Source organism: Litoreibacter arenae DSM 19593, from assembly GCF_000442275.2.
Classification (GTDB): Bacteria; Pseudomonadota; Alphaproteobacteria; order Rhodobacterales; family Rhodobacteraceae; genus Litoreibacter; species Litoreibacter arenae.
Genome location: NZ_KE557306.1, coordinates 918,384 through 932,891, shown reverse-complemented (window position 1 = coordinate 932,891; position 14,508 = coordinate 918,384). Strand labels below are relative to the sequence as shown.

The 14,508-nt window shown below is 62.2% G+C and carries 15 protein-coding genes; 9 read left to right on the top strand and 6 right to left on the bottom strand.

Features of this window, described 5'->3' with window-relative positions; translation table 11 throughout:
- Positions 1–6: 6 nt before the first annotated feature.
- The 8 genes from THALAR_RS04665 (at position 7) to THALAR_RS04630 (ending at position 6,763) form a co-directional block, all read left to right on the top strand.
- Positions 7–1,104 (top strand): ABC transporter ATP-binding protein, encoded by a 1,098-nt coding sequence (locus tag THALAR_RS04665; RefSeq protein WP_021100339.1) that lies wholly within the window; start codon positions 7–9, stop codon positions 1,102–1,104.
- A gap of 207 nt (positions 1,105–1,311) precedes the next feature.
- Positions 1,312–1,614, top strand: coding sequence for a hypothetical protein (locus tag THALAR_RS04660; protein ID WP_021100338.1), 303 nt, complete (start codon positions 1,312–1,314; stop codon positions 1,612–1,614).
- Between the two features lie 116 nt (positions 1,615–1,730).
- Positions 1,731–2,270 carry a peptide-methionine (R)-S-oxide reductase gene (locus tag THALAR_RS04655; protein WP_021100337.1) on the top strand — a complete coding sequence of 180 codons (540 nt, stop codon included), beginning with the start codon at positions 1,731–1,733 and terminating at the stop codon, positions 2,268–2,270.
- A 207-nt stretch (positions 2,271–2,477) separates the two neighbouring features.
- Positions 2,478–2,849, top strand: a complete 372-nt coding sequence (locus THALAR_RS04650) for a hypothetical protein (protein WP_021100336.1) — start codon at positions 2,478–2,480, stop codon at positions 2,847–2,849.
- A gap of 123 nt (positions 2,850–2,972) precedes the next feature.
- A complete protein-coding gene (locus THALAR_RS04645) occupies positions 2,973–3,866 on the top strand; it encodes a phosphoenolpyruvate carboxykinase (ATP) (RefSeq protein ID WP_051153567.1) in 894 nt (297 codons plus the stop codon).
- Positions 3,867–4,154, top strand: a complete 288-nt coding sequence (locus tag THALAR_RS04640; protein ID WP_021100334.1) for a PqqD family protein — start codon at positions 3,867–3,869, stop codon at positions 4,152–4,154.
- Positions 4,155–4,247: 93 nt separating this feature from the next.
- A complete protein-coding gene (gene edd, locus THALAR_RS04635) occupies positions 4,248–6,053 on the top strand; it encodes a phosphogluconate dehydratase (protein ID WP_021100333.1) in 1,806 nt (601 codons plus the stop codon).
- Between the two features lie 68 nt (positions 6,054–6,121).
- Positions 6,122–6,763: a bifunctional 4-hydroxy-2-oxoglutarate aldolase/2-dehydro-3-deoxy-phosphogluconate aldolase gene (locus THALAR_RS04630; protein WP_021100332.1), complete on the top strand. Its 642-nt coding sequence runs from the start codon at positions 6,122–6,124 to the stop codon at positions 6,761–6,763.
- Here the strand turns inward: THALAR_RS04630 and THALAR_RS04625 are convergent.
- From THALAR_RS04625 to THALAR_RS04610, 4 genes are all read right to left on the bottom strand, one after another.
- Complete coding sequence (locus THALAR_RS04625) at positions 6,760–7,626, bottom strand: urea carboxylase-associated family protein (protein ID WP_021100331.1); 867 nt, start codon at positions 7,624–7,626, stop codon at positions 6,760–6,762. The genes THALAR_RS04630 and THALAR_RS04625 overlap by 4 nt on opposite strands.
- A gap of 67 nt (positions 7,627–7,693) precedes the next feature.
- Positions 7,694–8,548 carry a mechanosensitive ion channel family protein gene (locus THALAR_RS04620; protein ID WP_040817218.1) on the bottom strand — a complete coding sequence of 285 codons (855 nt, stop codon included), beginning with the start codon at positions 8,546–8,548 and terminating at the stop codon, positions 7,694–7,696.
- Between the two features lie 88 nt (positions 8,549–8,636).
- A complete protein-coding gene (locus tag THALAR_RS04615) occupies positions 8,637–10,199 on the bottom strand; it encodes a trimethylamine methyltransferase family protein (RefSeq protein ID WP_021100329.1) in 1,563 nt (520 codons plus the stop codon).
- 223 nt (positions 10,200–10,422) lie between these two features.
- Complete coding sequence (locus tag THALAR_RS04610; protein ID WP_021100328.1) at positions 10,423–11,553, bottom strand: TPM domain-containing protein; 1,131 nt, start codon at positions 11,551–11,553, stop codon at positions 10,423–10,425.
- Positions 11,554–11,791: 238 nt separating this feature from the next.
- Between THALAR_RS04610 and THALAR_RS04605 the strand changes: the two genes are divergently transcribed.
- Complete coding sequence (locus THALAR_RS04605) at positions 11,792–12,394, top strand: outer membrane protein (protein WP_021100327.1); 603 nt, start codon at positions 11,792–11,794, stop codon at positions 12,392–12,394.
- Positions 12,395–12,448: 54 nt separating this feature from the next.
- Here THALAR_RS04605 and THALAR_RS04600 read toward each other — a convergent pair whose 3' ends face one another.
- Positions 12,449–13,243, bottom strand: a complete 795-nt coding sequence (locus THALAR_RS04600; RefSeq protein WP_021100326.1) for an isocitrate lyase/PEP mutase family protein — start codon at positions 13,241–13,243, stop codon at positions 12,449–12,451.
- Complete coding sequence (locus THALAR_RS04595; protein ID WP_021100325.1) at positions 13,240–14,412, bottom strand: pyridoxal phosphate-dependent aminotransferase; 1,173 nt, start codon at positions 14,410–14,412, stop codon at positions 13,240–13,242. The genes THALAR_RS04600 and THALAR_RS04595 overlap by 4 nt, the downstream gene beginning before the upstream one ends.
- Between the last annotated feature and the right edge of the window lie 96 nt (positions 14,413–14,508).

Below are 14,508 nucleotides of genomic sequence, written 5' to 3'. Positions count from 1 at the left end.
ACGACCATGGCAGACCTGAAACTCACGGATGTCGGCAAGACCTATGGCGGCTCGGTCGAGGTCCTGAAAGACATCAACCTCGATATCACCACGGGCGAGCTGATCGTGTTCGTCGGCCCGTCAGGTTGCGGCAAGTCCACGCTTTTGCGGATGATCGCGGGGCTGGAGAAAATCACCGCCGGCGAGTTGCAGATCGACGGCGAGGTGATGAACGACGTCCCCCCCGCGCAACGTGGCATCGCCATGGTGTTCCAAAGCTACGCGCTCTACCCGCATATGACGGTGCGCGACAACATGGCGTTCGCGTTGAAGCTGGCCAAGAAAACCCCGTCCGAGATTGACGAGGCAGTGAACCGCGCGGCCAAGGTGCTGCAACTGGACGACTACCTCGACCGCTTGCCCAAGGCGCTGTCCGGCGGTCAGCGTCAGCGCGTCGCCATCGGGCGCAGCATCGTGCGCGACCCGAAGGTCTACCTGTTCGACGAGCCGCTTTCCAACCTGGATGCGTCCTTGCGCGTCGCCACCCGCATCGAGATTGCGCAGCTTAAAGAGTCGATGCCGAACTCTACCATGATCTACGTGACACACGATCAGGTGGAGGCGATGACGCTCGCCTCGCGCATCGTGGTGTTGGCGAACAAGGGCATCGCGCAGGTCGGCTCCCCGCTTGAATTGTACGAGACCCCGGAAAACGAGTTCGTCGCGCAGTTCATCGGCTCCCCCGCGATGAACCTGCTGGCGGGCGAGATTGTCGGGACCGGCAAGGTGACCACCGTGGCGCTGCCCGAAGGCAAGGGCACCATCACCGCCAATATTCCGACCAACGCCGATGACATGGGACTGAAAGTCAATGTCGGCATCCGCCCCGAGGACATGGTTGAGACCGACGGCGACAACTACGCATATGCAGGCACCGTCGCCATCGTCGAGGCTTTGGGGGAAGTGACGCAGCTCTACTTCGCCAAATCCGCGCCGGAACACGAGCCGGTCATCGCCAAGCTGCAAGGTATCCACACCGATGTGCGCGGCAAGGTGGTGAACATGACCGCCGACCCGTCCAAGGTGCATCTTTTCACGGACGGCAAATCGCTGCTCTATCGGTAGGATTTTGTCTGTAACATTTCAGCGCAATTGCTGACTTATAGTCACGGACGCGGGTGCGGCTTGGTTAACCCTGCGTAAGTGGTCGGGTAACGTCCTGTTCCGCCAAGAAACTACACTGTCATCCAGAGTGATTGGGTAGGTGCGCCGCGGCGCGCTAGCCTGTTGTTGTCATCCCGACACAACATTTTTTCAAACTGGAGCCGATCCATGAAACTTCCCATCATTACTTTCGCTGCTGCCATCGCTCTGGCCGCGCCATCCTTTGCTGATGGTCATGCGCCAAGCGTCGCAGAGCTGCTGGCCATGAGCAATAATTCCGCCGCCGAGATCATGCTGAACGACAGCTCCATGGGCGATGTCGATGCTGCGCAGATGCGCTTTGCACTGGGCAATATGAGTGCCGCCGAGCGCGAGGCATTCTTCTCGTCGGACACCGTATCGCGCAAGCAAATCCTTGCGGCTCAAATGAAGCTGATGGAAAGCGACAGCGCTGCCGAAATGAACAACTGAGCCCAATGCAGACGGTGCGCCCTTTGACTAAGGCGCGCCGTCTTACCTGAAACTTCGTGGTCTGCCACTGTCTTTGCATGGCGTGTGCAGGGCGCGCATACCGGAAGGGAATTGCCATGCCGTCGATAATCAATACCTCACTGAACCGCCGCCGCTTTTTCGCCTATTCCAGCGCCGCCGCGCTGACGGCGGGCACTTCGTCCAGTGCGCTCGCGCTCGACTCCGAGGGCGGGTCGACCTTTGAATACGAAATCACCCGCACCGACGCCGAATGGCGTGAGCGGCTTAACCCCCTCGAATACGCCATCTTGCGCGAGGGCAAGACCGAGAAGCAAAAAACCAGCCCTCTTTGGAACAAGACCGATGAAGGCACCTATCATTGCAGGGGCTGTGACCTGCCCAGCTTTGACGGGAGCTGGAAAGTCGTTCTTGAGAAAGGCTGGGCCTTTTTCTACCACGCCATCCCCAATAACGTGCTGATGGGTATCGACGGTGTGGTGACCGAATACGGCGACATGGCCGCGGGCTACGCCGCGACGCCCGAGATACATTGCCGCCGCTGTGGCAGTCACTTGGGCCACTTCCTCATCGTCGAGGGCATCCAGACCCACTGCATCAACGGCACATCCCTGGTCTTCAAGCCTGTGACCGCTTGACCAGCGACAGCGATAGCCGTGGGGCCGGTGTTGTGCCAGTTTTCAACCGCTCGCAGGGGATCTATTTCTGCTCCGTCAATACGCATCAGGCCCGTCGGCACCATGGCGAGTTGCTTACCCGTTGCTTTTATCTTGACGCTACGTCAATGTAGTCGGGTTCGCCTGCAGAAAACGGGCGGCAGGACAGCGTATTAAGGAGAGGAAGTTATGACAAAGAAATCTAACGACGACAAATTCTTGACCGACGAGTTCTTGACGCGCCGCGGCGCGCTTCAAAGGCTTGGTCTCGGAGCGGCGATTTTCGTCATTCCAACCATGACCACAGTGAGTGAGGCCCGGGCAATCGAGGATCCCGGGACCCCGGACGACCCCGACAAATCCAACAAGTCGGGCAAATCCAACAAGTCGGGCAAGTCCAACAAGTCGGGCAAGTCCAACAAGTCGGGTAAATCCAACAAGTCGGGTAAATCCAACAAGTCGGGTAAGTCCAACAAATCGGGTAAATCCAACAAGTCGGGTAAGTCCAACAAGTCGGGCAAATCCAACAAGTCAGGTAAGTCCAACAAGTCACGCAAATAGCGCGTGCTGTAAGGAGAGTGTCGACATTATCTGACCTTTCCGCAATGGCTTGGCATAAGTCAGAATGGCCCTCGTCATCTGGGGGCCATTTGTTATGGTGCCGGTCAGGATTACAGGAATGTCATGGTAGCAATTTCTAGCGACACCCTCCCGGCTCGGCTGGTGCATTTTGGCCCCTACGCGTCATTGGTTGAGTTCGACGATTGCGACGATCTGCTTGAGGGGTTCAAATCAATCCTGCGCGGCTGGCACGTCCGAGAGGTGTCTGAGCAGGGTACGCCGCCGCCGATCATCCGCTTCAGCAAGCGCGATGGCAGGTTTCAATGGCAGTCAGAGCGTCTGCCCCCACCCGACGATTGGTCACCGCGCGGGCCTCGAAAAGTCATGGATGGGGTCGCTGACTTCCACTACCGCTTTCTGGACTGGCACGCACTTGAGTTCACCAACCAGTTCTGCCTGCACTGCGCCGCCGTCAGGGTCGGTGGGGGACTGGTGATCTTTCCCAGCGGCAAGAAGGCCGGCAAGTCGACCTTGGTGACCGAACTGGCCTTGCGCGGATACCAGATCTTCTGTGACGATGTACTGCCCATAGAACTGGGGGGGAACGACGGGCTCGCCATGGGTATCCTGCCGCGGTTGCGACTGCCCTTGCCGGAAAATATCTCGCCGGACCACAGCCGGTTTGTAGACCGCCGCATGGGGCTGGCGGATCGATATGCCGCCTACATCAACTTCAGACCTTCCGAGTTGGCCGCGTTCGGTACCACGGCACCGATCCGCGCCATTGTGCTATTGCGCCGCAGCGATGCCCCCGTGTCCGCACGCCTCCTCCCTGCAGGGAGGGCCGAAACTCTGGCCAGGATGATCGATCAGAACTTCGCGACCCATCTATCGCCGACCCTGATCTTTGACGAGATGTCGGCGCTCATGGACCGCGCGGAGCTGCGGACGCTGGAGTTCAGCGATGTGGGACAGGCGGCCCAATGTATCGCGGAAACTTACGGCGGCGGTGCATGAATGGCCAGATTGCTGCGACAGAACGAATGGTTGGATGTGCGACAGTTGGAAGGGCAGATATTCCTCATTGACGAAGAAGGCGGTCGGATCCATCACCTGAACGAAACTGCTTCGGCGCTCTGGCGGCTGCTCGATACGCCCGCGACGCGCAAGGAGGTGGTGGCCGAGTTCCGGTTCCTTTTTCCCGAGGAGGACCCGGTGCGCCTGAAGAGCGCCATCAAGGGGCTGCTTCGCGATCTTGTCGAGACAGGCATCCTCAAAAAGTCGGAGCGCCAGCCGCCCGATTGAGCGCGGGTGCCCGCTTCTGTCGGATTGCGGCGATATTACACTGGACTGTTAGCGCTAACGAGCGTATGTCATATTTAACCTACGGAGGTCGATATGCAGCTCAACGCCACAATCCAAGACGTCACCCAGCGGATCATTGCCCGCTCCAAGGACAGCCGCAGCACCTATATGGCCCGTATGCGTCAGGCCGCCGAAGAAGGCCCGCGCCGTGCCCATCTGACTTGCGGCAACCAGGCCCACGCCTACGCGGCGATGGAGGAGGACCAGGCCCCGATGCTGGAAGGGCAGGGCGGCAATATCGGCATCATCACCGCCTATAACGACATGCTCTCGGCCCATCAGCCGTTCAAGGATTTCCCTGATCTGATCAAGGCCACTGCCCGCGCCAATGGCGGCACGGCGCAGGTCGCTGGCGGGGTGCCTGCCATGTGCGACGGCGTCACCCAAGGGCAAGTCGGGATGGAGTTGTCCCTGTTCTCCCGCGACGTGATCGCGCTGGCCGCTGGCGTCGGCCTCAGCCACAACACGTTCGATGCCGCCGTCTATCTTGGCGTGTGCGACAAGATCGTTCCGGGCCTCGTCATCGCCGCCGCGACCTTCGGCTACATCCCCGGCATCTTCCTGCCCGCTGGCCCCATGCCATCGGGTCTGCCCAATGACGAGAAAGCCAAGGTCCGCCAGAAATTCGCCGCAGGCGAGGTAGGCCGCGACGCGCTCATGGCGGCTGAAATGGCCTCCTACCATTCCCCCGGCACCTGTACCTTTTACGGCACCGCCAACTCCAACCAGATGCTGATGGAGTTCATGGGCCTGCACCTGCCCGGCGCCAGCTTCGTCAATCCCGGCACCGAAATGCGCGAGGCGCTGACCAGATACGGTGCCAAGCGCGCGCTCGAAATCACGGCCCTCGGCAATGACTACACCCCCGTTTGCGACATCCTCGACGAAAAAACCTTCGTCAACGGCCTTGTCGGGCTGATGGCCACCGGCGGCTCCACCAATCTGGTGATCCACATCATCGCCATGGCCCGCGCCGCGGGCGTGATCCTCGATCTGCAAGACCTGTCCGACATCTCGGATGCCACGCCTTTGATGGCGCGTGTCTATCCCAACGGGTTGGCCGACGTGAACCATTTCCACGCGGCGGGCGGCCTGACCTACATGATCGGCGAGCTTCTCGACGCAGGTCTCATGCACCCCGACACCCGCACCGTGATCGGTGACGGGATCGCGCGGTATGCGCAAGACCCCAAGCTGCGCGACGGAAAACTCACTTGGGAAGACACCCCGCGCGAGACGCAAAACGACCGCATCCTGCGGCCTGCGTCCGATCCCTTCGCGCCCGAGGGGGGCCTGAAGCAACTCACCGGCAATCTGGGTCGCGGCGTCATCAAGGTCTCCGCCGTAGCACCCGAGCGTCATATCGTCGAGGCCCCCGCCCGCATCTTCCACTCGCAGGAAGCCGTGAAAGATGCCTTCAAGGCGGGTGAGTTCACCAGCGACACCATCGTCGTCGTCCGCTTCCAAGGCCCCAAATCCAACGGCATGCCAGAGCTTCACGCGCTGACGCCGGTTCTGGCCGTGTTGCAGGATCGCGGCCTCAAGGTGGCGCTGGTCACCGATGGCCGCATGTCCGGCGCGTCCGGCAAGGTGCCCGCCGCCATCCATGTTTGCCCCGAGGCGGTTGATGGCGGCCTCATCGGCAAGCTGCAGGATGGTGACGTGATCCGCCTTGATGCCACGAAAGGCACGCTGGAGGTGCTGACCGAGGGCGTCGACGCCCGCACCGCGGCCACGCCCGATCTCGACGACAACTCGCACGGTGTCGGTCGCGAACTGTTCTCGATCTTTCGCCAGACCGCCGGTATCGCCGCCGAGGGGGCAGGGGTGGTGGTCTGACCCGCTTCATTGCTTTATAAATATTCCCGCCGGAGGCTCCTCCGGCTTGCCACGAAGGACGATCTCAGATGACCCCACTCCACGCCAGCCAACTTGCCCGCGAAATCTGCGAGCTCGCCCCGATCATCCCCGTCTTGGTGGTCGATGACGCAGCCCATGCGCAGCCCTTGGCGCAAGCACTTGTCGCAGGCGGCTTGCCCGCGTTGGAAGTTACCTTGCGCACGCCCGCCGCGCTCGAAGTTATCGCGGAAATGGCCAAGGTCGACGGCGGCGTCGTCGGCGCTGGCACGTTGCTGACGCCCGAAGATGTTCATGCGGCTATCGACGCTGGCGCAAAATTCGGCGTCTCGCCGGGCGCCACTGACCGCCTGCTCGACGCCTGCGAGGAAGCGGGCCTGCCCCTGCTCCCCGGCGCCGCCACCGCGTCCGAGGCCATGCGCCTGCTGGAACGCGGCTACACCATGCTGAAGTTCTTCCCCGCTGAGGCCAGTGGCGGCGCGCCCGCCCTCAAGGCCATTGGCGCGCCGATCCCACAGGTCAGCTTTTGTCCGACAGGCGGCGTCAGCCCGTCCAACGCGACCGACTACCTGAGCCTGTCGAACGTTATCTGTGCAGGCGGCTCATGGGTCGCACCTGCCGACAAGGTCAAGGCAGGCGACTGGGACGCGATCACCAAGCTGGCCAAAGACGCTGCGGCGCTGCCGCGCTAACCGGCCCCGTGGCTTCGGTCATAGCCTGACGGCGCGGGCTTCCTATGCGCTGCCCGTGCCGCCTTGCCGGGGTTGAAAACCTCGATAAGCAGGGGATAGCACGCGGCACTGTCCGACGAATGCTCCGCCGAGCAGTCCCCGCCGGGGCAGGCGGACAGGCCGACGATCAGGTCGATCTCCGCGTAGAATTCCAGATAGTCGCCGGGCCGCACCGGGCTGGCCTTCATGAAATACTGCCCTGTGTCGCGGGTGAAGCCGGTGCACATGAACACGTTCAGCACGTCATGCACATGAGCCTCCGCCGCGTCCAGCGGCAGGTCGCAATGTCCCGCCAAGGCCCGCGTCAGGTTGGAATGGCAACAATGGTGGTAGTCGGTGCCGGACAGCAGCCGCCCCGTATAGGGATCGCAGCGCGTCCCGATCACATCATGGACCGAGCCGCCGAAGGCGTCGAATCCGTACCAGTCCAGCGTGTCGGCGGTGATTGTGCCCATCGGTCTCATATGCGGGAAGCTGGACCACATGCGGTCGCCGGTGGACAGATGCGTGCCATGCAGCGCCCGCGTCTTGCCGGAATAGAACCGCTCGGTCAGATCATCCTTGCTCCACAGGTTCAGATCGCCCACCTGCGGCCCGTCCACCGACAGGATGCGGAAAAACTGCCCCGCTTTCACGTCGATGCACGCGGCATCTCTGGGTGGAACCGTCACGCTTGCGCATCTTTCGGCCCCGTCCCGCAGCTTTGACAGGGCCGCAATATCCGGCGCGGGCAGGGCGTCCGGCGGGTAGCATATCACGGGTGCCACGCGCCGCCGCTCCTGCGCATCCTCGGGGGGCTGAAAGCTGGGGGTCTCTGGTTTCATGGCGGCTCTTTCCGGAATTGATCCTCCAGAAATACGCTGAAAGCAGACGTTTCAGCAACGCCGCGTCTTATGCGTCGTCTTTTTCCGATTGTCCCATAAGCGGCAAAGGCTCCTTGAAGGTCAGCGTGCGGTAGGGGAACGGGATCTCGATGCCTGCATCGTCCAGCGCCCGCTTGACCTTGGCCACAACCTCATCTTTCGAGCGGCGCGTGTCCACCGGCTTGGAGCCGGTCCACCATGTCACCTCGAAATTGATCGAAGACGATCCGAACTCCTGCGCGAAGATCTGGATTGGCTTGTCGTCTTGCGAAACGGTCGAACATGACGCCACCGCATCCGCAATGACCGACCGCGCCTCGTCCACATCCACATCATAGGCCACGCCGCAGATGACGGTGACACGGCGCAGGTCCTGATCGGTGCGGATGGTGACGGGGTTTTTGAACAGCAGCGCGTTGGGCACGATCACAAGCTGCCCGTCGGTCTGGCGGATATGGCTTTCGCGGATAGCGATGCGGGCGACCTTACCTTCGATATCCTCGCATTCGATGAAATCCCCGATGCGCATCTCGCGGCGGAACAGGATGATGATGCCCGCCAGAAAGTTCTCGAACACATCCTTGAAGGCAAACCCGATGGCGACCGAGCCGATACCAAGGCCTGCCAGAATACTGGCAGGCGTCAGCCCCGGAAACAGGATTACGGCGGCGATCATGATTCCCATAGCCCATACGAAAATGGACATGAGAAGCGTGAAAACCTCCTTCAGGCTCGGGCGCAGGCGGCTGCGATCAAGCGCTTTACGGAGGAGGGCGACGGCGACTTTGACCACCAGCCAGGTGATGATAATGACAAGCAGAGCAACGGCCAGTTGCGGCAATATCGCGATGGAGGAGCGTGCGATAGACTCCAACTGCTCCATCAAAATTCTGACTGGTTCCAACGTCGTCCCTCCCGTTATTTTCGAAATAACGCGGGCAGGGCGCAGAAAGTTTCATTTGTGTTCAGCGCTAAAGCGGCAGATGAACCTTGAAGCGCCTCCGGATCGCGGCATCCACCGCCGGGTCAAACTCCGCCAAAGACCGCTCCGCCAATATGAACTCTTTCTTCGCGGTGGCCTTTTCCAGTAGGTCCGGTTTGCCTTTCTCGGCCCATTCTTTGGGCGAAGTCCGGTCGCCCAAACCGGGATAGACGTAGTCGCTTTCCATCCGGCTCAGCGTTTGTTCCGCGCCCAAATAATGCCCGACGCCCTTGGCTCCGCCCGTGCCGAGGCATGTTGCCCGCATCACATCCAGCGCCAGCGTTTCGTCACTCACCTCAATGCCGCGCACGCAACGCAGGGCCTGCCCGATCAGGTCGTCGCCCAAGATGAGGCTCTCGTGGCAGAACCCCAGCAGAGACGCGTGCATCCCCGCCGCCTCGTAGACCATGTTCAGCCCCGACAGCCCTGCCATGACGTTGGAGCACATCTGCTCCCAACCCGCCTGCATGTCCGGCAGTTTGGAATCCGACGCCCCCGCCGCGGCCCCGCCGGGGATACCGTAGAACTGGTGCATCTGGGCGCAGCCCGCCGTCAACAACGCCTGCTCGCCCGATCCGACCGACATGGCGCCCGTGCGCAAATCCAAGCCGAACGGCCATGTGCCGAACACCGCCGGATGCCCCGGCTTCAAGGCGTTCACATAGACCACGCCCGCCAGACATTCCGCCACCGCTTGCACAATCGCGCCAGCCACAGGTTGCGGAGCGGTTGCGCCTGCCATGCCCGCCGACAGCAACAGCACCGGCATCCCGCCGTTGATACATTCCTCCATCACGCGGCAGGCTTCGGTGGCGAATTTCATCGGCGGTACCACGAAACAGTTGGAGTTCGACACGAAAGGCCGCGCCCGCCATGCCTCTTCGCCACCCGCGATCATGTGCAACAACTCCAGCGCCCCCGCGACATAGTCCGGCTCTGTGAACGAGGTGCCGACATGCTTGGTGGTGCCGCGGCAGCAGGCGTAGATGGTGTTCAAATCCATCTCGTAATTGTCGGAAATATCGCGGCACACCATCGGGCGTTGCAGAAAGTGGATGTTGTCCAACCGGTCCGCGATCCGCGCCGCGTGGAACAGGTCTTGCACGGTGCTTTCGCGGTAGTCGCGCCCCGCGACATCAACCACATGCACGGCGGCGCCTGCGGTGCCGAAATGGACCTTCTTGCCGGTCAGGTGCAGGTCGTTCGCCGGGCCGCGTCCGCACAGGGTGATGTCCTTGCACGCCACCGCCAGCATGTCCTCCACCAAGGCCCGCGGGAACCGGATGCGGCCATCGTCGCCCAACACCGCTCCCGCGCCGGTCAGTATCTCGACGCCCGTGTCCGGCGCATCGGCCAGCCCGATCTGCTCCAGCGCCGTCAGGGCGGCCTCGTGGATGCGGGCAATATCGGCGTCGGAGAGCACCCGCAACTGCCCGCCTTCCAAACCTGCCCGAACAGGGCGTTTATCGGCACTCAACGGGGCGGCCCGCATCGCACGGCGCGCGGCGCGGCCGCCGGAGCGGCGGGCAGGGCTGGAGGTTTGATCGTTCATATCGGAGGCTTTCAGGGATAAGGGACAGGGCAGGGTAAAGCTCAACCCCGCGCCGGCCGTCCCCGCGCTGCACGTCCGCGTCGTGCGCCGATTGTGCGCACCACCAGAACCGTCATGCATCCCTCTTGGTGCATTTGCGTCCTCCCTGCTGCCAGTTTTGGCCTCGGAAAAGCGTTATGCTGTCCTGTTTGCGCCAAACGGGTCCGTTTGCGTCATCAAAACGCTACCAGCTGCCCGATGCGCCGCCTCCGGAAGACGAGCCGCCCCCGAAGGATGACGACGACGAGGACGAGCCGCCAAACCCGCTGGAGTTGTCGGACTGGGTCACCATCGGGATCGACACCGTCTCGCTGGTGGTGTGCTTGCAATGGGCGCAGCTATGATCCAGCTGCGCCACGCCCGTGCTTGTGGTCGTCGCAGGGCTGCGTACGAACCGCTGGGTCTCGTAGGTGTGATAGCCGCATTCCGGGCAGGCCTTGCTCTTGGAGAACAGCGTGGGGTAGCCGATCACGGTGACATGCTCGTCATTGGTGCAAAACCAGACGCCGTAATCCTTGGACTTGATCCGCTCCTCCACCAGTTGTCCGTGGTCCAGATACTGGTCCTCCTGCGCGTCGCCCAGCCGCAGCATCATCTGGCCGCATTGCGGACATTTGCGCGGGCGATACCGCTTTATGCCCCGCAGGCCGAAGAACCCGGCGACCGCAGCAAGGGCGGCAAGCATCAGCGCCAGAATGGGGCTGCGGTTTATGAACTCCATGATCCGCGCCCCGATCCCCGCCGACCGCGGTTCTGGCGCCTGTTCGATGATGCGCGGGGCGGTGGCGATCTGCGGGGTCGTTTCGACGGCAGGCACGTCGTCGGGATGCTGGATGCGGGCCAGCGCCGCGCTTGTGCCCGCCAATATGCCGTCGGCTATGCGGCCTTCTTTGAAAGCGGGGATGATCTCGGTCTGGATAACCCGCGCCGCGATCCCGTCCTGGCGCGCGGGGTAGCCCGCACCAAGCGCGATCCGCATTTCGCGGTCGTCCATGGCGACCAGCAGCAATATTCCGTCATTGCGCGTCGCGTTGCCGATGCCCCAGCCGTTGAACAAATCCTTGGCGAAACTCTCGATGCTGTCCGAGGGCAGGTAGTCCTTACGCGACCGGATGGTCACCACCGTCATTTCCCGCCCGCGCGTCTCGCGGGCCTGTTGCAGGACGGCGTTTATCTGCGCCTCCGCCTCCGGGGCGAGGATATCCGCGAAGTCGTTGGTCAGGGTGGTGTAGTATTGGGGGTAGGGCAGTTTCTCCTGAGCCTGCGCGATTGTCGGCAGCAACGCCATCACCAAAACAAATAGAAAACGCAGCATTATCAATCCTTACTCGACCTCTGAGGCGATCTGATGCCGCCATGAACGTCTTTTATCCAGCTTTGATGTGGTGGCAGCCTTTGGCGCGCATAGGCGTTATGCCGCGCCGCCACCTGTCGCATTTGTGCAACTATTCGCTGAGCCGGACTTCGTGGTGGAACTGTGCTCCAAGACGGGCGTTTTCTATGTGAACGTCAGTGAAGAGAACGTTCGATCGAAATAACTCTAGGAGCAGAACATGAAACGCATTCTGACCAGCACCGCAATCGCAGGCCTCGCCGCAACCTCCCTTGCCGGAGCGGCCTTTGCGGGCAATCTCGATGACGCACCTGTGGAGCGTCCCGTCTACGCTCCCGTTCCCGCCCCCGCCAACACAGGCGGCGACTGGACCGGTTTCTATGCCGGTGCGCAGCTTGGCTACGGCGATGCCGATAGCAGCGTGCCAGCCCTGAACGGCAATGACAGCCTTTACGGTATCCACGCGGGCTACGACTACGATTTTGGCCGCTTCGTACTTGGTGGCGAGCTGGATTATGACAAAGCCGATATCGACCTCGGTGGCGGTGCCGCCAGCATCGACTCGGTCGCCCGCGCTAAAATCCGCGCCGGTTACGACATGGGCCGGACGCTTCTTTACGCAACCGGTGGTGCGGCACGCGCCGACACCTCCGTTGGTGACGAATCCGGACCGTTCCTGGGCCTCGGCGCAGCCTACAAGGTGACCGAGAGCTTCACCGTCGGCGGCGAATTCCTGACCCACCAGTTTGACGATGTGGGTAGTGTGGCTGGTAACGACATCGACGCCAACACCTTCACCCTGCGCGGGTCGTTCCGGTTCTAAACCGCAGTCGCGTAGTCTATAAAAGTTAGCCGGAGCGTCACCACGCTCCGGCTTTTATGTAATCAGCTTGTCCACCTCAGCGCCCGACAGTCCTGTGCCGAGTGTGGTGAAATCGCCTGCGCCGAACATGTCGCGCGCCGCGTCATGGATCACCCGATGCGTCGCCCGCGCCAGTGCCGAGCCGAGCGAAATCCGCGCCGCCCCAAGTGCTCCATATTCCTTGAGCGAGTGTTTGGAATACCGCCCTGCCGCCAGCACGTTCACCGGCTTGTCCGTCGCGTCGATCACCCGTTTCAGGTCGTCCATGCTTTTGGGCATCGGCACGTACAGCCCGTCCGCACCGGCGCCGTCGAAGGCGCGGATGCGCCGGATTGCCTCGTCAATATCGTAGGCCCCTGTCATCACACCGTCAGCCCGCGCCACGAAGAAGAAGTCGTCCTTCAGCGCCCGCGCGGCGCTGGACGCGGCCCGCACCCGCTCCACGGCCAGATCGAAATCGTAGACGCGGTGGGGCGCCTCTATAGTGTCCTCGATGCAAATCCCCGCCAGCCCGATCTCACCGGACAGCCGCACCGTCTCCGCGCAGGTCTCCGGCGCTTCGCCAAAGCCATCCTCGAAGTCCCCCGATACGGGAACAGCCACCGCTGCGATTAAATCCTGCGCATGGGCCAGCGCCACGTCGCGCTCCACCTTGCCGCCGTCGGGCTTGCCCAAGGTGAACGCATGGGCGGCGGACGACGTGCCGATCGCCTGCGCCCCCAACGCCGCCAGCATCTTGGCCGAGCCGACATCCCAAGCATTCGCCAGAATAAACGGGTCGCCCGGTTTGTGCATCTCACGAAAACTCATGGCTGCAACTCCTTGGCAAAGCCCACCAGTGTCTTCAGCGACGCCTCGAAAGCGCTGTCTTCAACCGTCATCGCCACCCTGACATGGCCTGCCGCCGACGCGCCAAAGCTCTCGCCCGGCATCACCGCAATGTGGTGCGCGTCCAGTAGCTTGTCTGCAAAGTCTTCACCGCTCAACCCCGTGCTGCGCACGTCCAGCATCATATACATGGCCCCTTCGGACGGCACCAAACCCACCACGTTCTGCTCCGCCAGAATGTTCTGACCAATGGCGCGGCGGCGTCGGAACGGCTCCGCGACCTTCTCCTCCAGCGCAAGCCCTTCGCCCAAGGCAAACACCGCCGCGTCCTGAATATAGCCCGGCACACCATAGGTCGTGTGGGTCGCCAGGTTGAACAGGTTCTCCACCACGTCTTCCGGTGCCACGATCCAGCCGATGCGGCTGCCCGTCATCGCGTGGCTCTTTGACATGGAGCCGACCACCAGCGTCCGCTCCGCCATCCCGTCCAGCGTGCGCGGGCTGATATGGGTGCCGTCCCAGACCTGCGTGTCATACACCTCGTCCGAGATGCACCACATGTCATACTCGCGACATGCCCGCGCGATCCCCTCCACGGTCTCGCGCGAATAGACCACGCCCGTGGGGTTGTTCGGTGTATTCACCAGCAGCGATTTCGCGCCAGCGGATTTCTCCGCAATGTCCGAAAACGTCGGCTGAAACGCATTCTCCGGCAAGCACGGAACAGCACGCGGTATCGCCCCCACGCCACGCAAGGTGCCGGGGTAGGTGGCGTAATAGGGGTCGCAATAGAGCGCCACGTCGCCCTCGTCGCACACCGCATGATGCGACGCGAAAAGCGCTGACTGTCCGCCCGGAGTTACCAACACATTGTCGCGTGTGGTATGCACGCCGGTGCGCGCAGTCAGTCGTGCTGCCACCGCATCGCGCATCGAATTCGTGCCGGGGACTGTCGCGTACCCCGTATTACCACCACTGGCGGAGCGGTACATGGCGTCCAGAATGCTTTGGTCCGTGCGGATATCATGCTCGCCTTGCGTCAACTCCGTCACGCTGACGCCCGCGCCGATCATCCGCCGCGCTTTGTAAAACACGTCCCACCCGTCAGAACCGCCGCCCGTCAGCCCCTGTATCCTGTTCGACAAATCCATGCACGCCTCCCTCAATGATCTGCCGAAAGGGCCAGCCCGCGCCGCCCGTGTCAAATCGAAATTTGTGATCGCCTGCAAAACCATGCTCGACCGATG